15 protein-coding genes, 1 tRNA gene and 2 rRNA genes are annotated in these 23,092 nt (G+C 55.0%); 14 read left to right on the forward strand and 4 right to left on the reverse strand.

Features of this window, described 5'->3' with window-relative positions:
* Nucleotides 1-35 precede the first annotated feature (35 nt).
* Together FE795_RS05595 and rrf are read left to right on the forward strand one after the other, a co-directional pair.
* A 23S ribosomal RNA gene (locus FE795_RS05595) occupies nucleotides 36-2,920 on the forward strand.
* Nucleotides 2,921-3,099: 179 nt separating this feature from the next.
* Nucleotides 3,100-3,212, forward strand: a 5S ribosomal RNA gene (gene rrf / locus FE795_RS05600).
* A 372-nt stretch (nucleotides 3,213-3,584) separates the two neighbouring features.
* Here the strand turns inward: rrf and FE795_RS05605 are convergent.
* A complete protein-coding gene (locus tag FE795_RS05605; RefSeq protein WP_219235850.1) occupies nucleotides 3,585-3,815 on the reverse strand; it encodes a hypothetical protein in 231 nt (76 codons plus the stop codon).
* 331 nt (nucleotides 3,816-4,146) lie between these two features.
* Here FE795_RS05605 and FE795_RS05610 point away from each other — a divergent pair, with 331 nt between their 5' ends.
* Nucleotides 4,147-5,727, forward strand: coding sequence for a phytoene desaturase family protein (locus tag FE795_RS05610; protein WP_131071423.1), 1,581 nt, complete (start codon nucleotides 4,147-4,149; stop codon nucleotides 5,725-5,727).
* Nucleotides 5,728-5,729: 2 nt separating this feature from the next.
* Here FE795_RS05610 and glcC read toward each other — a convergent pair whose 3' ends face one another.
* The gene (gene glcC, locus FE795_RS05615; RefSeq protein WP_059317925.1) at nucleotides 5,730-6,494 is read right to left on the reverse strand and encodes a transcriptional regulator GlcC; all 765 of its coding nucleotides are present in this window, start codon (nucleotides 6,492-6,494) and stop codon (nucleotides 5,730-5,732) included.
* Between the two features lie 194 nt (nucleotides 6,495-6,688).
* Here glcC and glcD point away from each other — a divergent pair, with 194 nt between their 5' ends.
* The 3 genes from glcD to glcF are packed head-to-tail and all read left to right on the forward strand — an operon-like array spanning nucleotide 6,689 to nucleotide 10,481.
* Nucleotides 6,689-8,188: a glycolate oxidase subunit GlcD gene (glcD, locus tag FE795_RS05620; RefSeq protein ID WP_131071424.1), complete on the forward strand. Its 1,500-nt coding sequence runs from the start codon at nucleotides 6,689-6,691 to the stop codon at nucleotides 8,186-8,188.
* On the forward strand, nucleotides 8,188-9,273 hold the full coding sequence (gene glcE / locus FE795_RS05625) for a glycolate oxidase subunit GlcE (protein ID WP_003804751.1): 1,086 nt from the start codon (nucleotides 8,188-8,190) through the stop codon (nucleotides 9,271-9,273). Before glcD ends, glcE begins: the two co-directional genes overlap by 1 nt.
* Entirely contained in the window at nucleotides 9,258-10,481 is a 1,224-nt protein-coding gene (gene glcF / locus FE795_RS05630) for a glycolate oxidase subunit GlcF (protein WP_003804749.1), read from the forward strand. Before glcE ends, glcF begins: the two co-directional genes overlap by 16 nt.
* Before the next feature lie 116 nt (nucleotides 10,482-10,597).
* On the opposite strand, the gene FE795_RS05635 is transcribed toward glcF, so the two are convergent.
* On the reverse strand, nucleotides 10,598-12,049 hold the full coding sequence (locus tag FE795_RS05635) for an aldehyde dehydrogenase (RefSeq protein WP_219236101.1): 1,452 nt from the start codon (nucleotides 12,047-12,049) through the stop codon (nucleotides 10,598-10,600).
* 329 nt (nucleotides 12,050-12,378) lie between these two features.
* On the opposite strand from FE795_RS05635, the gene FE795_RS05640 reads away from it, so the two are divergent.
* From FE795_RS05640 to FE795_RS05665, 7 genes are all read left to right on the forward strand, one after another.
* On the forward strand, nucleotides 12,379-13,914 hold the full coding sequence (locus FE795_RS05640; protein ID WP_003804745.1) for a sensor histidine kinase: 1,536 nt from the start codon (nucleotides 12,379-12,381) through the stop codon (nucleotides 13,912-13,914).
* Entirely contained in the window at nucleotides 13,911-14,267 is a 357-nt protein-coding gene (locus tag FE795_RS17235) for a response regulator transcription factor (protein ID WP_230406271.1), read from the forward strand. Before FE795_RS05640 ends, FE795_RS17235 begins: the two co-directional genes overlap by 4 nt.
* Nucleotides 14,227-14,520, forward strand: coding sequence for a response regulator transcription factor (locus FE795_RS17240; protein WP_230406272.1), 294 nt, complete (start codon nucleotides 14,227-14,229; stop codon nucleotides 14,518-14,520). Before FE795_RS17235 ends, FE795_RS17240 begins: the two co-directional genes overlap by 41 nt.
* A gap of 117 nt (nucleotides 14,521-14,637) precedes the next feature.
* Entirely contained in the window at nucleotides 14,638-15,126 is a 489-nt protein-coding gene (locus FE795_RS05650) for a GlcG/HbpS family heme-binding protein (protein WP_003804742.1), read from the forward strand.
* A gap of 1,169 nt (nucleotides 15,127-16,295) precedes the next feature.
* Nucleotides 16,296-18,785 carry an aminotransferase class I/II-fold pyridoxal phosphate-dependent enzyme gene (locus FE795_RS05655; protein ID WP_230406273.1) on the forward strand — a complete coding sequence of 830 codons (2,490 nt, stop codon included), beginning with the start codon at nucleotides 16,296-16,298 and terminating at the stop codon, nucleotides 18,783-18,785.
* Between the two features lie 75 nt (nucleotides 18,786-18,860).
* Complete coding sequence (gene aspT, locus FE795_RS05660) at nucleotides 18,861-20,552, forward strand: aspartate-alanine antiporter (RefSeq protein ID WP_131071428.1); 1,692 nt, start codon at nucleotides 18,861-18,863, stop codon at nucleotides 20,550-20,552.
* 190 nt (nucleotides 20,553-20,742) lie between these two features.
* Nucleotides 20,743-22,140, forward strand: a complete 1,398-nt coding sequence (locus tag FE795_RS05665) for a glutamate decarboxylase (RefSeq protein ID WP_003804739.1) — start codon at nucleotides 20,743-20,745, stop codon at nucleotides 22,138-22,140.
* A 326-nt stretch (nucleotides 22,141-22,466) separates the two neighbouring features.
* On the opposite strand, the gene FE795_RS05670 is transcribed toward FE795_RS05665, so the two are convergent.
* Nucleotides 22,467-22,542, reverse strand: a tRNA-Thr gene (locus FE795_RS05670).
* 111 nt (nucleotides 22,543-22,653) lie between these two features.
* Here FE795_RS05670 and FE795_RS05675 point away from each other — a divergent pair.
* Nucleotides 22,654-23,037: an MAPEG family protein gene (locus FE795_RS05675; RefSeq protein ID WP_131071891.1), complete on the forward strand. Its 384-nt coding sequence runs from the start codon at nucleotides 22,654-22,656 to the stop codon at nucleotides 23,035-23,037.
* Nucleotides 23,038-23,092: the final 55 nt, after the last annotated feature.

Below are 23,092 nucleotides of genomic sequence, written 5' to 3' on the forward strand. Positions count from 1 at the left end.
TACTCATATTCCTATAACAGCACCAAGCGTTATAGGATCAAGCGAATAAGTGCATATGATGGATGCCTTGGCGATCACAGGCGATGAAGGACGCGGTAGCCTGCGAAAAGCTACGGGGAGCTGGCAAACAAGCTTTGATCCGTAGATGTCCGAATGGGGAAACCCACCGTAGCAATACGGTATCCCATGCTGAATACATAGGCATGTGGAGGCGAACCGAGTGAACTGAACCATCTCAGTAACTCGAGGAAAAGAAATCAACCGAGATTCCGGAAGTAGTGGCGAGCGAAACCGGACCAGCCTGGATGTTTTAGCGTATTGAATAGTCGAATGGAATGGAAAGTCCAGCCGTAGCAGGTGATAGCCCTGTAGGCGAAATTCAGTACGTGGAACTAAGCATCGAACAAGTAGGGCGGGACACGTGAAATCCTGTCTGAATATGGGGGGACCATCCTCCAAGGCTAAATACTCGTGATCGACCGATAGTGAACCAGTACCGTGAGGGAAAGGCGAAAAGAACCCCGGAAGGGGAGTGAAATAGATCCTGAAATCGTATGCATACAAACAGTAGGAGCACCCTCGTGGTGTGACTGCGTACCTTTTGTATAATGGGTCAGCGACTTACATTCAGTGGCAAGCTTAACCGAATAGGGGAGGCGTAGCGAAAGCGAGTCCGAATAGGGCGATTCAGTCGCTGGGTGTAGACCCGAAACCAGGCGATCTATCCATGGCCAGGTTGAAGGCACGGTAACACGTGCTGGAGGACCGAACCCACTAATGTTGAAAAATTAGGGGATGAGCTGTGGATCGGAGTGAAAGGCTAAACAAGCCTGGAGATAGCTGGTTCTCTCCGAAAACTATTTAGGTAGTGCCTCGTATATTACTGCCGGGGGTAGAGCACTGTTATGGCTAGGGGGTCACAGCGACTTACCAACCCATGGCAAACTCCGAATACCGGCAAGTACAGTACGGGAGACAGAGCACCGGGTGCTAACGTCCGGACTCAAGAGGGAAACAACCCAGACCGCCAGCTAAGGTCCCTAACTATGGCTAAGTGGGAAACGAAGTGGGAAGGCATAGACAGTCAGGAGGTTGGCTTAGAAGCAGCCATCCTTTAAAGAAAGCGTAATAGCTCACTGATCGAGTCGTCCTGCGCGGAAGATGTAACGGGGCTAAGCCATAGACCGAAGCTGCGGATGTGTACTTTTAGTACACATGGTAGGAGAGCGTTCCGTAAGCCTGTGAAGGTGTTCCGTGAGGAATGCTGGAGGTATCGGAAGTGAGAATGCTGACATGAGTAGCGATAAAGGGGGTGAAAAGCCCCCTCGCCGTAAGTCCAAGGTTTCCTGCGCAACGTTCATCGGCGCAGGGTGAGTCGGCCCCTAAGGCGAGGCAGAGATGCGTAGCTGATGGGAAGCGGGTTAATATTCCCGCACCGTCGTAGAGTGCGATGGGGGGACGGATTGCAGAATGTTATCGGGGTGTTGGATGTCCCCGTTGGCGCATCATAGAAGGCACTTAGGCAAATCCGGGTGCGTAATTCAAGGGTGTGACTGGATAGAGCTTCGGCTCTAAACTAACTGGAAGCAGTTCCAAGAAAAGCCTCTAAGCTTCAGCTCTACGAGACCGTACCGCAAACCGACACAGGTGGACGGGATGAATATTCCAAGGCGCTTGAGAGAACTCAGGAGAAGGAACTCGGCAAATTAATACCGTAACTTCGGGAGAAGGTATGCCTCATTAGTGTGATGTGCCTGCGCACAAAGCATGAAGAGGCCGCAGTGAATCGGTGGCTGCGACTGTTTACTAAAAACACAGCACTCTGCAAACACGAAAGTGGACGTATAGGGTGTGACGCCTGCCCGGTGCCGGAAGGTTAAGTGATGGGGTGCAAGCTCTTGATCGAAGCCCCGGTAAACGGCGGCCGTAACTATAACGGTCCTAAGGTAGCGAAATTCCTTGTCGGGTAAGTTCCGACCTGCACGAATGGCGTAACGATGGCCACACTGTCTCCTCCTGAGACTCAGCGAAGTTGACATGGTTGTGATGATGCAATCTCCCCGCGGCTAGACGGAAAGACCCCATGAACCTTTACTGTAGCTTTGCATTGGATTGTGAACCGGCCTGTGTAGGATAGGTGGGAGACGTTGAAGCGTGGTCGCCAGATCGCGTGGAGTCATCCTTGAAATACCACCCTGGTCTGTTTGCGGTTCTAACCTAGGTCCCTTATCGGGATCGGGGACCGTGCATGGTGGGCAGTTTGACTGGGGCGGTCTCCTCCTAAAGTGTAACGGAGGAGTTCGAAGGTACGCTAGAGACGGTCGGAAATCGTCTTGATAGTGCAATGGCATAAGCGTGCTTGACTGTGAGACTGACAAGTCGAACAGGTACGAAAGTAGGACATAGTGATCCGGTGGTTCTGTATGGAAGGGCCATCGCTCAACGGATAAAAGGTACTCTGGGGATAACAGGCTGATACCGCCCAAGAGTTCATATCGACGGCGGTGTTTGGCACCTCGATGTCGGCTCATCTCATCCTGGGGCTGTAGCCGGTCCCAAGGGTATGGCTGTTCGCCATTTAAAGAGGTACGTGAGCTGGGTTTAAAACGTCGTGAGACAGTTTGGTCCCTATCTGCCGTGGGCGTTGGATACTTGACGGAGCCTGCTCCTAGTACGAGAGGACCGGAGTGGACGTACCACTGGTGTATCGGTTGTCATGCCAATGGCATTGCCGAGTAGCTACGTACGGAAGAGATAACCGCTGAAGGCATCTAAGCGGGAAACTCGTCTGAAGATTAGGTATCCCGGGGGCTTGACCCCCCTGTAGGGTCGTCCGAGACCAGGACGTTGATAGGCTGGGTGTGGAAGTGCAGTAATGCATGTAGCTAACCAGTACTAATTGCCCGTGTGGCTTGATCCTATAACCCTTGAGGTTGTAGTGAGTTAAGTTGTTGACCACAGAACGTAATATTGAAGTGCAGCGCAACCCGCGCTTGACACCTTCGTAACCGCTGCTAGCTGATCCGTACTGATCGCTGGCAGTGTGCTTCTTCCAATTGGCTGGGACGTCCCCTAAAGACGGCCTGGCAACCAGTTACGCTTGACGACCATAGCAAGGTGGTCCCACACCTTCCCATCCCGAACAGGACTGTGAAACGCCTTTGCGCCGATGATAGTGGACGGACGTCTGTGAAAGTAGGTCATCGTCAAGCTCTTATTGCTCAAAACCCCCGCAAGTATCCCTTGCGGGGGTTTTGTTTTATGGGTCGCCAACGCATCGGCGACGGATACACCGGAACGATGCTGATCGTCTGGCCCCTGGGCTACGACTTCAGGCGTACCCCTCCCCAAACCCGTTCTGGGCACTGCCTATCCCTTCTTGTTGCAGACTACGTCTCTTGGCCTAAGCCGAGGGGGTCGGTCATTGCGTATGCTTCCTGTCCTTGAGGGTTGATGTTGAGTCCTCTGCGGGTGCTACCTGCACGATGGCAGCCCTACGAGGGGCGTGCTCAGCCTTAGCGGCTTGCTGAACCTCAGCCTCTCGCATCAAGCCGCTGTCTATCCGCTGGGTGATCGCGCTACGCTTAGTGCTTTTTCCTCTTAGCGTGCGTTGCGAGTAACTGGTGTTCCCCTTTTGTGCGGCTGTTGCCTTCTTCTTCTTCTTCTTCTTCTTCTTCTTCTTCTTCTTCTTCTTCTTCTTCTGCTGCTGCTGCTGCTGCCCACCTCGGGTAGTGACGATGTTTGGCGTTCTGTGATCCAAACACGCCTTGAGCCGTTGGCTTCATCGAGTTGTTGACTGCTAGCAGCTTATTCACAATTCCGTAGTCGTTCTATCTATCTATCTATCTATCTGTCTGTCTGTCTGTCTGTCTGTCTGGCTATTGACCACGAGCTACTGCTCCGGCGCTCCGCGAGGCTTAGTCTCAGCCTCAGTCTTAGTTGCTGAGCTGCTTACCAGCGTCAGCTCAGACCAAGGCAGCGCCTCCCAGCTGCAGGCTCTGGCGCCCGTCTGTCTGTAGAAGGTGCCCAGACCACTGTCTAAGTTCGTTCTGCCGATCCACCCTTGATGCGCTCTGAAATTCCTACTCAGTTTCCCCGTTGCACCGTAGAATACGGATAAATACTTTAGAGCTAAAGGAGTTGCCCGTGGGTGGAGAGACAGCAGTAGACGCGATCATAATTGGCGCGGGGCATAATGGATTGGCGGCTGCCGTGGAGTTGGCCAGCAAAGGCTGGAAGGTTCTGGTCGTGGAGGCCAAAAGCTCGGCAGGTGGTGCGGTTAGCACCCAGGAACTGACTTTGCCAGGCTTCAAGCATGATGTGTGCGCCATGAACCTGTCCTCCTTTGCTGGTTCTGCATTTTTTCAACGTCATAAGGATGCGTTGGTCCGCCATGGCTTGGCGTTCGTCCCCGCAGAACACTGCTTTGCCAGTGTGTTCCGGGATCAACGCTATTTGGGCGTCAGCACGGATCTGGAAACGACTTTACAGCGGATTCGAGCCGTCTCTGAAAAAGACGCGCAGGCCTGGCAGAGCATGCTGGAGGACTTTCAGCGCAAAGCTCCTCATCTGTTTGCGGTCTTGGGTAGTCCTATGCCTTCCTTGGCGTTGTTCAAAAGCGCGTGGAAAAGCTGGCGTGAGCTGGGTAAGGATGGCGTTGCGGAGCTGATGCAATTGCTGCTGGCGACACCCCGTGACTTTTTGGACCGCCATTTCGAGAGCGACTCATTAAAAGCCATGATGGCAGCTTGGGGGCTGCATGTGGATTTCACCCCAGACACCGCCGGCGGTGCCTTGTTCCCTTATCTGGAATCCATGGCTAATCAAGCCTTCGGTATGGTAATCGGGCAGGGCGGTGCTGATACGATAATCCGCGCCATGACGAGCTTGTTGCAGGAGCTGGGTGGGGAGTTGCTGTTGAATGCCCCTGTGCAAACAATTGAGCAAGAGAATGGTCGTGCTAGGGCCGTTGTTCTGGCCGATGGGCGTCATCTGAAAGCAGACAAGGCAGTGATCGCGAATCTGAATCCTCAGCTGGTCTTTGGTCGCCTGGTGCAATCTGCTGCTGTTCCCAAGGAATATCAGAAGAAAGTGGATGCGTTCCGGCCGGGGCTGGGGACCATGATGATCCATTTGGCACTGGATGGCCTGCCCGACTGGAAAGCTGGTGCCGAGTTGCAGCGTTTCTCCTACGTGCATCTGGCACCCGATCTGGCCATGATGAGTCGTGTCTATGCCGAAGCAGCCGCCGGTTTGTTGCCTGCCGAGCCTGTGTTGGTGGTTGGACAAGGTACGGCTCTTGATCCTTCTCGTGCTCCAGAGGGTAAACACACCTTGTGGATTCAAGTGCGAGTGCTGCCTGCTCAGGTCAAGGGCGACGCTGCCGGCAAGATGGCTGCAGGTGACTGGGCACAGCTGAAAGACGCATACGCCGAACGGGTTCTGGATCTGCTTGAAAGCTATGCGCCTGGTTTGCGTAGCCAGATTCTGGCCCGCCATGTCATGTCCCCCCAGGATCTGGAGCAGTTCAATGCGAATCTGATTGGGGGTGATAATCTCTCGGGTAGCCATCACCTGGATCAGAACTTCTTCTTCCGCCCGGTCGCCGGTTACTCCAAATACAAAACGCCGATCAAGGATCTGTATTTGTGCGGAGCTTCGACCTGGCCCGGTGCGGGGACTGGGGCTGGATCGGGCTATATGCTGGCCAATCTATTGGCGAAATAAACCTAGAGGCCATTCAGACGTTGCCGGGCATGCTCCAGGCGCACCTGTTTGGCTTCCATCTCCTGTAGTTGCCGCCGTATCCCATCTATATGTTCTTTAGCCGCTCGCCGGGCCAAGTCCGCTTGACCTTGCGTGACGGCATTGCATAACCGGGCATGCTGTCTGTCCAGCCTGCGTTTGGAGTCATGATCAGGATAGAGGTGCTGCACGGATACGCGTACCGTGGACAGCATCAGTTCATTGAACAGGCTGATCATGTGTACCAGCACCGGGTTGTGTGACGCCTCACAGATCGCTGAATGAAAAGCATGGTCAGCCCGAGCAATTTGTTCCGGCGCAGCATCCTGCATTTGCAGATCTTCCAGTTCCTGAAAGCGCCTCCGAATCATGATGTGATCGGCTTCCGTACCTCGGGCAGCAGCCAGTTGCGCTGCTTCGCTCTCCAGTAGTTCGCGTACTTCCAGTAGATCGTACAGCGTGCGTCCCTGTGCTTGCAGCAGGTGTTCCAACGGCGTGCTGACGCTGGAGTCGATCAGATTGGCGACGAAAGAGCCTTTGCCATGCTGCGTTTCAATCAGCCCCCGTGCTCGTAGTACTTGCAGCCCTTCACGCAGGGCAGAGCGAGATACCGTGAGTCTCTGCGTCAGTTGTCGCTCGGAAGGCAGTGCTTGCCCCGGTTTGAGGACGCCGTCCATGATCAAGGTTTCAATACGTTGGGCAACCAGTTCCGCGGTTGCCTCCAGACGTCGGGATTCCTGCATTTTCATACGTGGTCAGACCAGTTGTGTACCTGAGTCAATGATAGCAAGCTGATTATCTATCTGTCTGATTTTTAAGTGTAAAGATAAACCCTGGGAGCTGCTTAGGGTAAAAACTGGTCGGACCAGTAGGCAAGTGGCTGGACAAGCTCGTCGTCATCAAAGACCATCGGCTTTAGGAGACTTTAAAGACAGGAGGCGTCATGAGTTTGCGCTACGACGAAAAACTGGACGGCGTGTTGCCCCGCGTGGACAAGATGCAGCTGCTTAGCCGTTTACGTGATGATATTCCCGGCCTGGAGGTACTGCATACCGACGAGCAACTGCACCCTTACGAATGTGACGGCTTGAGCGTCTATCGCAGTAAACCCTTGCTGGTGGTGCTGCCCCGTAATGTGGAGCAGGTGCAGGCGGTGATGCGTCTGGCCCATGAGCTTGGCGTGCCCGTAGTGGCTCGCGGTGCGGGTACGGGCTTGTCCGGTGGTGCCATGCCGCTGGAGCAGGGTATTTTGCTGGTGATGGCCCGGCTGAACCAGATTCTGGACCTGGACCCGGTGGCCGGAATTGCCCGTGTACAGCCCGGCGTGCGCAATATCGCGATTTCTCAGGCCGCGCAGCCTTTTGGACTGTATTATGCGCCGGACCCCTCTTCGCAGATTGCCTGTTCAATTGGCGGCAATGTGGCGGAGAATGCCGGCGGCGTTCACTGCCTGAAATACGGCCTGACTGTACACAATATCTTGCGGCTGGAAGTCATTACCGTTACGGGCGAACGACTGATTCTGGGCTCGGAAGCCTTGGATAGCCCCGGCTTTGACTTGATGGCCCTGTTCACCGGCTCTGAAGGCATGCTGGGTATTGTGACGGAAATCACGGTCAAGCTGCTGGCGCGCCCACCGTGTACGGTGGTGCTGCTGGCCAGTTTCGACGATGTGGAAAAAGCCGCTGACGCGGTGGCACAGATCATCGCTCAAGGCATTGTGCCAGCAGGACTGGAAATGATGGATCAAATGTCCATTCGCGCTGCCGAAGACTTTATCCACGCTGGCTACCCTGTCGATGCCCAGGCGATTTTGCTGTGTGAAATCGATGGTGCAGTCGAGGATGTGCAGGACGATGTGACCCGGGTTGAACAGGTGTTGTTCAAAGCCGGTGCGCAAGAAGTGCGGGTAGCACGCGATGAGCAGGAACGACAGCGTTTCTGGGCCGGACGCAAGAATGCCTTTCCCGCCGTGGGGCGCATCTCACCGGACTATTACTGCATGGACGGCACGATTCCGCGTCGCCAGCTAGCGTATGTGCTGAAAAAAACGGCCGAGTTGTCCGAGGAATATGGCTTGCGCGTCGCCAACGTTTTTCATGCGGGCGATGGCAATATGCACCCGCTGATCCTGTTTGATGCCAACCAGCCAGGCGAGCTGGAGCGGGCTGAAGCTTTGGGCGGCAAGATTCTTGAACTATGCGTGGAAGTGGGCGGCACCATTACCGGCGAGCATGGCGTGGGTCGAGAAAAAATCAATCAGATGTGCGTGCAGTTCAATGAGGATGAGCTGCAATTCTTTCATGCCATTAAAGCGGCATTTGATCCCAAGACCATGCTCAATCCCGGTAAGAACATCCCCACCTTGCATCGCTGCGCGGAAATGGGCGGCATGCATATTCACCACGGACAAGTGCCCTTTCCTGAGCTGGAGCGTTTCTGATGAATACCGTAGAACAGAACAATCAGGATCGCAGTGCCGAGCTGCTCGATCAGGTCAAGCAGGCGCTGGCAGATCGCACGGCCTTGCGTATCGTGGGCGGAGATTCCAAAGCCTTTTTGGGCAAAGCAGTACAGGGTCAAGCCTTGAGCCTGGCTGGCCATGAGGGCGTGGTCGATTACGACCCGGCCGAGCTGGTCGTGACGGTGCGTGCGGGAACGTCCTTGAAGACTCTGGAGGCCGTCCTGAATGAACAGGGGCAGTGTCTGCCCTTTGAGCCCCCCGTGTTTGACGGTCGTGCGACAGTGGGAGGAGCAACGGCTTGCGGCTTGTCAGGACCGCGCCGTCCCTGGGTGGGAGCCTTGCGTGATTATGTGCTGGGCTGTCGTCTGATTAGTGGAATGGGCACTCACATGCGCTTTGGCGGTCAGGTGATGAAGAACGTGGCTGGCTACGACGTGTCACGTTTGATGGTGGGCGCTCAGGGTTGTCTGGGAGTGATTACGGAAGTTTCCTTCAAGGTGTTGCCACGTCCACGACGCCGAGCGGCACGGGTCTTGGAGGTGGCACAGCAGGATGTGGCGGGTTTGCTGCGTCAATGGCGCGATCAAAGCCGTCCTGTCACGGGAGCGGCCTGGCAGGATGGCCGTCTGCATCTGCGCCTGGAAGGCGGAGACAGTTCCGTACAGTTGGCCCAGGAGCAAATAGGGGGCGAGGAACTCGACCTGACGTACTGGGATGATTTATGTGAACAGCGCCTGGATTTCTTTAAGCAGGCAGGGAATTTGTGGCGTATTGCCGTACCGGTGGATGCGCCCGTGCAAAGCTGGCCGGGTGAGGTACTGCTCGATTGGGGTGGAACTCAGCTCTGGCTCAAGTCTGAGGCTCCAGCCGAGCTGATTCACGAACAGGCGCGGGCCCTGCAGGGGTACGCGCGATGCTGGAGCGGGCCTGATGCCGGGAATGATGAGCTGCCCGCTGCGTTGTTGCAGTGGCATCAGCGCTTAAAACAGCAACTAGATCCCGCTCATATATTCAATCCAGGCCGTTTATTTCGCTCTGCGGAGTCCACATGCAAACACAACTGACACCATGGGCTCAGCAACTGCCGCAAGCCGAGCAGGCTGAAGCCATTTTGCGCTCCTGCGTGCATTGCGGGTTTTGCAATGCCACTTGTCCGACCTACTTGGATCAAGGCAACGAGCTCGATGGTCCGCGAGGCCGCATTTATCTGATCAAAATGTTCCTGGAAGGCAATGCCACCTCGGAACTGACCCAGCACCATCTGGATCGTTGTCTGAGTTGTCGCAACTGTGAAACCACCTGTCCGTCGGGTGTGAAGTATCACAACCTGCTGGACATAGGGCGAGCGGCATTGGAACCCAAAGTAAAGCGTTCTTTAAAAGCACGTGCCATGCGTGTGGCCCTGACGCAAATTCTGCCCGAGCCGGGCCGGGTGGGGGCCCTGCTCGGGGTGGCGCGAGCCATGCGCCCCTTGCTGCCCTCATCCTTGCAGGAAAAAATTCCACCCAAGCAAACGGCGGATCTGACGCGCCCCGCACCCCGGCATAGCCAACGTGTTCTGATGCTGGAGGGCTGTGTGCAGCCAGCCATGGCTCCTTCCATTAATGCGGCGACCGCCCGGGTGCTGGATCGCTTGGGCATCAGTGTGACACCGATTGCTCAGGCAGGCTGTTGCGGTGCTTCCTCCTTTCATCTGGGTGCGCAAGAGCAGGGTTTGCAGCAGGCACGTCGCAATATCGACGCCTGGTGGCCCCAGATCCAGCAGGGGGCTTTGGCAATCGTGCAGACCTCCAGCGGCTGCGGTGCTTTTGTGAAAGAGTACGTAGACCTCTTCAAGCATGATCCGGTCTATGCGGAACGGGCCCGCCGCGTCAGTGAGCTGGCCAAGGATCTGGTTGAAGTGCTCGACGAGTTGCCCCTGGAGCAGTGCTTGAATACGCAAACCCGTCCGCGTCTGGCCTTTCATTGTCCGTGTACCTTGCAGCATGCGCAGAAACTGGGCGGGCGAGTCGAAGCGGTGTTGACCCGCTTGGGCTTTGATCTGGGGGCAGTGCCCGATAGCCACTTATGTTGTGGTTCGGCAGGCACGTATTCCCTGACGCAGCCCGAGATTGCGGGACGCCTGCGTGAGCGCAAAATGGATGCCTTGGAGAGCAGCAAACCAGATCTGATCGTTACGGCCAATATGGCCTGTGGGAATCATTTGAATGGAGCAGGGCGCACGCCGGTCAAGCATTGGATAGAACTGGTGGATCAGTATCTGTGTGCGTAACCGCAGGACCGGGGGCCGTAGTAGCCCTCGGTCCTGCGCTGGTATCGGTTCAAAGCCAAGGGCCAGCCAAGCGTCGTAGCGCGCTCAGGGGGAGGCGCGAGCCTGCGGGGCCAGACTTACAGCGGGTATTGGCGAGGTGTGGTCTGGACGGTAATCCAGCGCAGTTCGGTGAACTCATTGATGGCGGATTTACTGCCAAAACGGCCATAGCCGCTGGCTTTCATGCCCCCAAAGGGAGCCTGGGCCTCATCATGGACGGTGGGGCCATTGATATGACAGATGCCGCTTTGGATCTGTCTGGCGATGGTCAGACCCCGGTTCACGTCCTGCGTAAATACGGCAGCAGCCAAGCCGTATTCATTGTCGTTGGCCAATCGGATGGCCTCGCTGTCCTCGCGGTAGCGGGTCATGGTGACGACCGGGCCAAAGGACTCCGTGGCATAGAGCTGCATCTCGGGGGTAACGTCATTGACGATCAGCGGATGCATCAGAGCACCCTCGATTTTCAGGGGCAAGGGCAGGGTGGCCCCCTTGGCAAGCGCGTCCTCTACCAAGGACTTGATGCGCTGTGCTGACTCGGCACTTTCCAGATAGGCAAAGCGTGTGTCTGTCTGGTCGGGCGAACCCACGGCGATGGTCTTGATTTTGGCCACCAGTTTGTCCAGAAAAGAAGAAGCAATCGCTTCATGCACAATAAGGCGTTCGGTGGACATGCAAATCTGCCCTTGGTTGAAGTAAGCGCCAAAGGCGACGCCGGCGACGGCCTGCTCCAGATCGGCGTCTTCGCACACAATGACCGGTGCTTTGCCTCCCAGCTCCAGCAGGACGGGTTTGAGGTAATGGGCGGCGGTGGCGGCGATGATCCTGCCAACTTTGGTGGAGCCGGTGAAGTTGATGCGTTTGACGGCCGGGTGGGCGATGAGCTGCTCGACCACCGCCGCCGCATCGTCGGGAGCGTGAGTAATGACGTTGATCACGCCCGCTCCCACACCGGCGTCATTGAGCACTTGTCCCAGCAAGACATGCGTGGCCGGGCATCGTTCGGAGGCTTTGAGAATGACGGTGTTTCCGCAAGCCAGGGGCATGGCTATGGCCCGGGTGGCCAGGATCACGGGTGCATTCCACGGGGCGATACTCACCACCACGCCGCAGGGGACGCGATAGCCCATCGACAGGCTACCGGGCAGATCCGAGGGGATGACGGCCCCGTCAATCTGCGTGGTCATGGCCGCAGCCTCACGCAAGATGTTGGCCGACAACTGCACGTTGAAACCGTACCAAGAGTCTGTAGAGCCTGTTTCCTGGCGTACGGTGGCGATGAGTTCGGCGGCACGTTCGTTCAGCAGCTCCGCTGCTTTGAGCAGGCGCAAGCGGCGCTCGGTCGGACCCAGGGCTGACCAATGCACAAAGGCCTGTTCGGCCGCTTGCAGGGCAGCCTGCACATCTTCAGGCTGAGCGGCTGCGGCCACCGTTGCGGTCTGCCCAGTAACGGGGTTCTGACGTGTAAAAGTCTGGTGACCGCTGGCGTCACGAAGCTGGCCATTGATCAGTAGTTGACAGGTGTTCATCATGTCTCCTGCAATGCTGCGGATAAATAGGAAAAGTTCAAACGGGATTGTTCAAGTCCATACGGTTTCGAGCCCAGATTGGCCCCAGCTGCAAACCGGCTGGATTCTTTCTGTTCTTCGCCACCCGAGTTCGGATTTTTCTCCACCAATATAGTGCGGTATGAGATTGCCCCGGTACTAGCAGCCATGCATTTTCATGCAAAATGCAATGTAGCCGCCTGACCGTGCCGTTTTAAGGTATTTTGTAGGCTCGCTTCCAAAGGGGCCGTGTCTCACTTTGCTTTTCTGATGCTCTACAGACTGCTCTCCAGAACAACTGAACTTCGTTTATGGCATTGCTGCGCCCTTTAAACTCCCGATTTGCGATTCGCGCTCTGCTTGTCTGGGGCTTGTTAGTGGTGCTCGCGGCGGGTGCCCTGGCGAGCTGGCGCTATCAATCCTTGCTCAGTACTCTGGAGACCGAAAGCAATGTTCTCTACAGGCTGGCTTCACAACGGGCAGATCAGCATGATGCCCATTTAACTGCTTTATCCGCTGTTGCCAACGCCACGGATGATCCGGGGCACTCCTTGTTCCTGGATGTTGCCGCAACGATTGCGCATTTTTACCCGCGTATCGTCGACATACAGCTGATCCCGTTGGCAGTGGGCAAGAAGCCCGTCGGGCTTGGCGCTTTGTCGCCCGAGACGACGGCCTTGTTGCGTGAGTCGGTGTTGAGGTCACAGGGACAGATGGTGCTGATGGCGGACCCTGAGCGTCACGGCTTTTATATATTGGGCAAACGAAGCCCGAACACTGCTGATGCGCGCTATGGCCTGATGCTGGTGATTGACGCTAGACAACTGCTGGCCGATGCCAGTCATTTCTGGTCGGAGCCGGGCGTGTTTCTACGACTGTCACTGCCCAAGGGCCCTTTGCTTGTGGGCCAGGCCGGATCAGACGCTGAGCTGTACTTTTCCAAGGCGCTGGCCAGTCCCTCCCAGCCCTTGATTCTTGCGACGGGGATGGCACTGGGTCCCGCTGATCTTTTTCCTATGGCGGAAACGACACTGGTGTTGTTGCTGCTAAGTGCGGCATATCTTGTTGTCTTGGCCGCCTGGCGTCAGCGCGTGCGCACCCGGCTGGCGCTTGAGCAGGCGCGATTAAGCGCCCTGGAGTCTCGTCTGGCCCACGCATCACGAGTCAATGCACTGGGAGAGATGGCCAGTGGCCTGGCCCATGAACTGACCCAGCCCCTGACAGCTATTTTGGCGCAGACTCAAGCCAGTCGACGGATTGTTGCTCAGTCAAGCAGCACGCCCTTGTTGCCGGTGCTCGATGAGACGGTTGCACAAGCGAAGCGAGCATCGGCCATTCTGGAGCGGTTTCGCAACTGGTCGCGTCCCCAGGCGCTGAGTGTAGGCTGCTTTGATATTCGCGACGCCTTGCATAATGTACGCGCCTTACTGGCATCTCAGGCAGCCCTGAGCAAGACACGGCTGATGTTTGAGTTGCCCTCCTATCCGGTGCTGGTTGAGGCGGACCCTGTGGAAATGGAACAAGTCATTTTCAATCTTGTACGTAATGGTCTGGACGCCGTGACCGGGCAAGAAGCAGGCCAGGTGACCGTAAGCCTTAATCAAACAGATACGCAGCTGATTATTGATGTTGCTGATAACGGCCCCGGTGTTCTGCCGGCACTCAGGGACAGCCTGTTTACGCCCTTTACGACCAGTCGGCCCGATGGGACTGGGCTTGGTTTGGCATTGAGCCAGCGGCTGATAGAGCGTGCTCATGGTGAGGTGTTTTTGCTCGAGGATGCGCCCGAGACGACATTCCGGATTATCCTGCCGGTAAAACATGAGCCTATGGAGTCTGCTGGATGAGGTATCCCGTTTATTTGCTTGACGATGATGAGGCCGTGCGTCGCGCCTTGAGCCTGCTTTTGTCTACCGTCGATATTCACGTTACGGAGTTTGCAGACCCCCAGGGATTTCTGGCGCAGGTAGCCAAACTGGCCCCCGGATGTTTGATTCTTGACATCCGTATGCCGGTCATCTCGGGCTTGAAACTGCAGGAGCAATTGCGTGACAGGGGTATCGATTGGCCAACGATTGTCATCTCGGGCCATGGCGATATCGACGCCTGTCGTCGTGCTTTTCGAAATGGGGCCGTCGATTTTTTATCCAAGCCTATTGATGAGCAGGGATCTGATCGACGCCATACAAAAAGGGCATGATGTGCTCGATCGCCATTTGCGAGAACAGGCACAGCAAGCGGAAACATTGCAGTTGTTGGCTTCACTTACTCCGCGCGAGCGCCAAATACTGGAGTTGGTGGCCCAAGGCTTTACGACCCGGCAGATTGCAGAGGCCTTGTGCCTTTCACCGCGTACGATCGATACCCACCGTGTTTCTATTGGCGCCAAACTGGGCACCACATCACAGGCGGAGCTCACTCGTCTATGGTTGGAAGGAAGCGCTAAAGGATAAGGGCGAAAAAAAACCACTCGGTATAACTACGTAGAGGAGTGTGAGGTCTACGAATAGGTTTCTTCTTTTTTGAGCGGTAAGCTTTGCTTGTTCGTTCTAACCAGGAAAGGAAATCACATGATTCGTACATTCTCTGTCGCCGCTCTGTTGTTTGCTCCTATCATGGCCTCTGCCGCCCCAGCGCTGCCCAGCGCGCCATACCTGCCACTGGAACTGGCCACCCAGGCCGCGCAGGCCGCCTTGAAGACCTGCGCAGCACAAGGTCATCAGGTCAGCGTGGCGGTTGTCGCCCGAGACGGGGCGACCAAAGTGTTGTTGAAAGCCGATAACTCGGGCCCACACACGGTCAGCAGCGCGCAAGGTAAAGCATTTACCTCTGCGGCTATGGGCCGCAGCACAGCGGGTCTGGCCGAGTTTATCGCCAGCAAACCGGCCAACGATGGTTTGCGGGATATGGACTCGCGTATGGTTATTCAGGGTGGCGGGTTGCCCATCAAGGTGGATCAGGTGCTGGTGGGTGGTATCGGTGTAGGCGGAGCGCCTTCTGGTGATATTGATGCTGCCTGCGCAGCCGAAGGCCTCAAAGCCATTGGCGCTACCGAATAAGCCGGCCAGTGTATTGCTCGCGTCAGCAAGGTGACCTTGACAAGCTCAGGGCAGCATTCAGGGCGCGGGTGAACCTTTTTTCTTCTTAAAGCCAGGTGCCGTTCCCCCCGTTAAGGGGGCGAACGGCAAAACTGCGTGTTGTTGTAGACACTGGTGTGTAAGACCGTTGGGCTGCAGATCTGCCGCCACCATAAGGTGGACTTGCTCGTTTAGGTGGCGGGCGTTGCATTTCAACATCGCCGGGACGTCCTGGTCGGTGAGCGAGACAGAGCGCGCCATTTGAACGGTCATCCTCACAGGCGGGGCATTGGCGTAGTTCATTTCGCGCCCCAAAGGTAAGGTCGGCGTAACGGCTCCCTGAGCGACTGAAGCGATGCACAAATGGGGGGCGTGACGCTTGGATTTCCCAAGCAGATTCCCCCAGCGAGAGCTAGCGAGTTGCGTTCTGCGACCTGTGAGATTCAGTCCACTTTCGATTCAATATCCCACCGCAGGCCTCAGGTTCCTGAAACAGGCCGGAGCCACCATTGTGCTTGATGGGAGGGCGACGTGCTCACCGGGTCTGCCTGTTTCACCAAAAAAACTTTCGTCCATTTGATGAGTGTTGTGCCGATATCTGCGCAACGCCCGTAAATAGGCGTGTTCTAGGGCTTTAAGGTGTTTGTCTTGTCCACCCGAGTCTTGTGTTCTGAGGTCAGGCTCTCAGGATGAGAACACGAACGAGCATCAGCCAGCTTTCAGCATCAGGTTCGAATGGTTCTCATTGCTCATACTCGGAGGTGCTGGGTAATGGTTTTCACCTAAATAATTGATTTTTTGTTTTGTATTTATAAATTTTTTTGGCTCTCAGATATAGTGATCACACTCCTTTAACAACCGGGTTTTTTAATAAGAATCTGACAATAGTATTCAAGCGTCTTTGGTCACATTTATCTCATCTACCTGCTAGTAACCACGGCACAGGAGCCAACACATGAAGTTAGATGTCACACCAGCCCATCCTCGATTGACCAGATTTTTTCCTTTGCGCCCCGATCTATGGCGTGAACTCTTGTTTTGCTGCTACTAAAAGATGGTCGCGTAAGGAAGTCGACGGACAAGAAGTTCGTGAAAAGTTTCTTCATTTGCGAAATCTGGAAGTGCTGCATGCTTATCCGGGGCGTCATCTTATGGACACCCTGTCTGGCCATCTTGAATTCGAACGTTTGGATGCTTTTCTGGAGTTGGCGACCCGAATCTCATTCGCCATCCTGGCGCGCTATTACAAAGATGATGCGCGCGAGTGGGAGGCCACGCCTGATGGGGACCACTTTAGGGATATTCGTCAGGACGTAGACGGTTTGGGCGGTGGGCGTCCTTACTTTGAAGTGTTGATTGTGGCACCAGCCAATAGTGCTCGCGTCGAGCGCAATGTTCAGCTTTTGCGTGCGCAGCGTCGTAAAGAAGACGACTTTGTGTATGAGCCTGTGGTCGTCGACAATTTCCAGGACGCATTTTGTGCTATTGCGGTAAACAGTAATATTTGTGCGGTTGCCATTTTTGAAGGCATTGGCTTTAAGAGCAAACAGCCAGTTCCTATCCTGGATCAAGCCATGAAAGAGCTTGATGTTCATTTCGACGACAGTCGTTTGGCCTTGCAACTGGCGGTCACCTTGGCGGGCTACCGTCCGGAGCTCGATATTTATTTGCTCTCCGATTTGCGTCCCGAGGAGGTGGCAAGTGATGAGCGTGCCAAGTGTCTGCGCCGCGTACTCTATGCGGTCGAGGAGCCCATGGAGCTGCATTTGTCAATTTTAGAGGGGGTTCGTGATCGGTACGAAACCCCTTTTTTTGACAATCTCAAGCGATATGCCAGCAAGCCTGTCAGCACTTTTCATGCCTTGCCCATTGCCCGCGGTAAATCCGTCTTCAAATCGGACTGGATACGCGATATGGGCGAATTCTATGGCCTGAATCTGTTCTTGGCCGAGTCCTCTGCCACGACTGGCGGCCTGGACAGCCTTCTGGAACCTACGGGCAATATCAAAAAAGCCCAGGAGCGCGCTGCCAAGGCGTTTGGCGCTGAGCATTGTTTTTTCGTTACCAATGGAACCAGCACGTCCAACAAGATGGTATTGATGGCGATTGCGCGGCCCGGCGACATCATTATCGTTGATCGAAACTGCCACAAATCGCACCACTACGGCATGGTTCTGGGCGGGTTGTTGCCCTACTATGTCGAAGCGTTCCCGATGCGGGAGTACTCCATGTATGGTGCGGTTCCGCTCAAGAACATCAAGCGCGCCTTACTGAAGCTGAAAAAAGAGGGCAAGCTGGACAGGGTGCGTGCTGTTGATCTGACCAACTGCACCTTTGATGGTCATGTGTACAACACCCGGCGCGTCATGATGGAATGTTTGGCGATCAAGCCTGATCTTGTCTTTCTTTGGGACGAGGCCTGGTTTGGATTTGCGCACTGGTCGCCGTTCCTGCGTCCCAGAACGGCCATGGGGGCGGCGGCTTACATTGAAAATTGGTTGGAAGATCCGGCGTCGCTGCAGCACTACGAGCGTCAGCAGCAAGAGCTGGGCGAGACTCCAAGCGATGATGAGCTGATGCAGGCCAATCTGGTTCCGGATCCTCGACTGGTTCGCCTGCGGGTATATCAAACTAATTCCACACACAAGTCGATGTCGGCCATTCGCCAAGGTTCCATGGTGCTGGTCAAGGATGTGGACTTTTATCGCATTGAGCCGCAACTGCACGAGGCGATATTCACGCACGCTACAACAAGCCCCAATCAGCAACTTATCGCCTCTATTGATGTCGCTCGCCGCCAGATGGAGCTGGAAGGCTATGGCTTGGTGAACAATGCCATTCAAATTGCCTTGGACATTCGCAGCCAGGTGAACAAGCACCCGATGATTTCGCGTTATTTTCGAGTGCTGGGCGCAGACGACATGATTCCGCCCGAGTACCGCCAGAGCAATTTCAAGGACTTTTTAGCGCCGGGCACGAACTGGGACGATGCCGTCACCAGTATCCGGGACGATGAGTTTTTCCTTGACCCCACCCGCATCACCTTGGTGTGTGGAACGGCGGGTTTTGATGGCACTCAACTGAAGCAGTTATTGGCGGATCGTTTTGATATCCAGCTGAACAAGACATCCCGCAATTCGGTCTTGCTGCAGTCCAACATCAACAATACGCGCAGTGACGTCGCGCATTTAATTCGTGTTTTGTTGGAAATTACCTGCGAAGTGGATCATCAATTACACAAAACCGGAGACGTGGGGCGTCAGCACTTTCAAGAGCGTGTCGATAGCCTCATGAACGATGTTCCTGACCTGCCAAACTTCAGTCACTTTCATGAAAGTTTTCGTCAAGACAGCAATGGCGATGTAGCCGTTGAAGGCAGGATTCGTGATGCATTCTTCCTGAGCTGGGAAGAGAGCAATTGCGAGTACGTGGGTTTGAATAGTCCGGAGTGCGATCGTCGGCTGCGCGAGGGGCCTCCTATGGTGTCAGCCAAGATGGTGATTCCTTATCCTCCCGGTTTTCCTATTCTGGTGCCTGGGCAAGTCATCAGTGCCGAAACCATTGAGTTCATGCGTAAGCTCGATGTGAAGGAAGTGCACGGCTATGAAGCGAGTCGTGGCCTGCAGTTATTGAAAGTTTAACGACTTAAACCGGGCAGAAGGTCAGCACCGGCTATGGCCGGTCTGACCTGAATTCGTGCACTTAAGGGGCTCAATATGTTGATTTGGAACTGGGTAGAGCAAACCTTGCGTAGCTACCCTGAGTTGGCCATTTTTTTGGCATTGGCAGCTGGGTATTGGGTAGGCGGAAGAAAACTAGGCAGTTTTAGTCTGGGCTCGGTCACTGGAACCTTGCTGGCGGGCGTGCTGATTGGACAGCTCGACATCGAGATCTCATCGCAGATCAAATCCGTCTTTTTCATTATGTTTTTGTTTTCGGTGGGCTTTGGCGTCGGGCCGCAGTTTGTGCGGGGGGTGGCCAACGATGGTCTGCCTCAGGCAGTGTTTGCCGTTGTCGTGTCGTGCTTGTGTTTATTGTTCGTCTATCTGGCCGCGGTGCTGTCGGGCTATGGCCCCGGCCTGGCAGCCGGTTTACTGGCCGGCTCACAAACGATCTCCGCTTCCATCGGTTTGGCCACCAACGCGATCAATCGACTGGAGTTGTCGCCAACGGAGATACAGGCCCAACTGGATGCCATCCCAGTAGCCTATGCGGTCACCTACTTGTTCGGCACGTTGGGCACCGGCTGGGTCATTGCTTACCTTGGGCCCAAGTTGCTTGGCATTGACCTGCAAAAAGAGTGTGCTCGTTATGAGAAAGAAATGTCGGCCGGAGCCCCCGAGGGTGGCATTCAATCGGCATGGCATCAGCACATTGTTCGTGCTTACGAGCTGAGCACACCGAACTTTATTGCTGGCAAGACGGTTAAACAAGCTGAAGCCATGGCGGGTGAGCGACTTTTCCTGGAGAATCTTCGCCGCGATGGAAAGATAATTCCGTTTGACGACAATACCTTATTGCAAGTGGGCGATATCGTTGCAGTTTCAGGGCGTCATGAGGCCTTGGTTGACTGGTCCAACCGCGCCGAGGAAGTGGCCGATAGGGAGTTGCTGCAAATTCCTATTGAGTCGATTGATATGGTCGTCACGAGCAAGGCGGCAAACAATCAAACATTACTGGAGCTCTCCAAGCGACCCGAGGCACGGGGTGTGTATGTGACGCGTATTCGTCGAGGCTCTATGGGCGTTGATATTCCCGTACAGGCGCAAACCAAGCTGCACCGGGGCGATATTGTCAGCATCAGTGGTAGCCGCAAGCACGTGGAGGCGGTTATTGACGCTTTTGGCTTTGCGGATCGCCCGACCAGTGTGACTGACATGGTGTTTGTTGGCTTTGGCATCGTCATTGGTGGTCTTGTGGGCGCCATTGTGGTGCCGGTGGCAGGGGTGCCCATCACACTGTCCACCTCGGGCGGGGCGCTTATTGCCGGTTTGGTGTTTGGCTGGCTGCGCAGCTTTAAGCCCAAATTAGGCAGCGTCCCCAGCGCCACGCTCTGGTTTATGAACTCCGTAGGGCTGAATGTATTTATCGCTGTCGTGGGGATCACAGCTGGCCCGACGTTTATTCACGGCGTAAAGCAGGTGGGCATAGAGCTGTTCTTCTGGGGCATATTCGCGACAGCAACCCCGATGATTCTTGCTCCTTTTATCGGTAAATATATTTTTCGCTTTGATCCTGCGATTAATTTGGGGTGTTGCGGCGGTGCGCGCACAAGCACTGCCTCGGTGGCGATGGTTGCCGATGTCGCAAAAAGCAATGTGCCGATGCTCGGTTATACGGTGCCGTATGCGATCAGCAATACCTTACTGACCCTTTGGGGCATGGTGATCGTGCTGTTGATGAAATAAGACCCTTGTACTTATCGATCGCCATGCGGCTTTGATAGATCAGTGCGGCATGTGATGAATGCGCTGGCCGGTGACCGGGACTCAGGTCATTGGCCAGCCGTGCGAATGTCATGCCGGTAGTGTTCGCGACCGTTGCTGTATCTATTTTTTATAAATAGCTTTTGTTTCAACCGACTACTAAAGGGAATCCATGCCTCTACACGCCAAGGATGATATCCGCAATGACCTTCTCGATGACGTTTACGCGTCCACCGATTTGTCGGTCTCCATGCCCAAGTACAAAATGCCCGAACATGAGCACGCTCCCAGGCACGCGTACCAGGTAGTCCACGATGAGCTGATGCTCGACGGTAACTCCCGTCAGAATCTGGCGACGTTTTGCCAGACCTGGGTTGAGGAGGAAGTCCACAAGCTGATGGACGAGTCAATCGACAAAAACATGATTGACAAAGATGAGTATCCCCAGACGGCCGAAATCGAGTCACGCTGCGTGCACATGCTTGCTGACTTGTGGAACTCTCCGGACGCGAAGAACACCTTGGGTTGCTCGACCACGGGCTCCTCCGAGGCCGCCATGCTCGGGGGGCTGGCACTTAAGTGGGCATGGCGCAAGAAGCGCAGCGCGGCAGGACTTTCGACCGATAAGCCCAATCTGGTTTGCGGTCCTGTGCAAATTTGTTGGCATAAATTTGCGCGTTATTTCGATGTGGAATTGCGTGAAATTCCCATGGAAGAGGGTCGGCTCATTATGAGTGCCGAAGAAGTATTAAAACGCGTCGATGAAAACACCATTGGTGTGGTGCCCACCTTGGGTGTCACCTTCACCTGCGAGTACGAGCCGGTCAAGCAGGTTCATGATGCCTTGGATAAATTGCAGCAAGACACGGGGCTGGATATCCCGATTCACGTTGACGGTGCCAGTGGCGGGTTTCTGGCTCCCTTTTGTGCCCCTCAATTGCAGTGGGATTTTCGTCTTCCTCGTGTGGTGTCGATAAACACCTCGGGTCATAAGTTTGGGCTTGCCCCCCTGGGGGTAGGTTGGGTGCTCTGGCGTGATGCCGCCCATCTTCCTGAAGAGTTGATATTCAATGTGAACTATTTGGGTGGCAACATGCCGACCTTTGCATTGAATTTTTCCAGGCCTGGCGGCCAGATCGTGGCCCAGTACTACAACTTTTTGCGTCTTGGCAAAGCGGGCTATCGTCGTATTCAGAACGCTTGCTATGACACGGCACGTTATCTTGCGAGCGAGATTGGCAAGTTGGGTCCGTTTGAGATCTTGTTTGACGGTGACCCTGATAAAGGTATTCCAGCCTTGTGCTGGAAGATCAAGGACGGCGCGAACCCGGGTTTCAATCTGTATGACTTGGCCGATCGCTTACGTTCGCGCGGTTGGCAAGTACCTGCGTACTCCATGCCGGCCAATCGCCAGGACCTGGTGATCCAACGCATCCTGGTGCGCCATGGTGTGACGCGTGACCTGGCTTCCCTATTGCTGGATGACTTCCGTCGTTGCCTGGATTATTTCTCCTCCCATCCCGTTGCCGTACAGGGGCAGCAGGACGAGTCTGGCGGTTTTCATCACTAACTTGACGCGGTGAACCCTCTGTAAAAACGATGAGCTCAGACGTGGAATCTTCTTTTTGAGAGGCTCCACCGCATGAACGTGTCGAAATTTACGGGGGGTAGCCAGGTTCTGGAGGCCATCTAGCATCTGCTAGCCGTTTGGGCACGATGCAGGGTGCACGCAGGCTTGGTTGCAACCCCAGGCATGTATGGCGGATATATCGAGAACTTAATCTGAGTAGCGCAAGCGGCTTCATAAAGTGCGCCTATCAGTTGCTTTCGGTATGGGAAAGCGAAACCATTGATTTTATGAGTATGATTGTTGGGTTTCAATGGTTTTAGATTAGCTGGTGCCGATGAAAGGAATCGAACCCTCGACCTTCTCATTACGAATGAGCTGCTCTACCGACTGAGCTACATCGGCTAACCTAAGACGATAAGTATATCCTGTTTTTTTCTGGTTTGTAAATTCTCTGTGCGCATGAAAGGTGCAACATGCTATGTTGAGCGTTTTCAGCCTGTTAAGGGGATGATGATGCTAGGGATCAAGATTGGTTTGGTGGTAGCGGCTTTCTTGCCTTGGTTGGCCGCCATTTGTGCCAAGGCGGGGGGTTCAGGTTTTGATAATCATGACCCGCGGCCCTGGCTGGCGGGGTTGACAGGCTGGCGGGCGCGCGCCAATGCGGCTCAGGCTAATGCGTTTGAGGCCTTGCCTTTCTTTTTTGCGGCGGTGTTGTTGGCGTTGTGGTCAGGAGCCGATCCTCTGCGTGTGCAAAGTCTGATGATTTCCTGGATTGTGCTGCGTGTTTTGTATTTGCTGATGTACATCATGAACAAGGCAGCCTTGCGCTCCTTGGTCTGGTTCCTGGCCGTCGTGGTCAATATCTGGATTGTATTTTTGCCCGTATTGCGGACTTGAGATACGGCGCTGGGCATGCTGGGCACCTTATGAAACCGGTGTTCAGCACGCCCTT

Source organism: Alcaligenes ammonioxydans, from assembly GCF_019343455.1.
Classification (GTDB): Bacteria; Pseudomonadota; Gammaproteobacteria; order Burkholderiales; family Burkholderiaceae_B; genus Alcaligenes; species Alcaligenes ammonioxydans.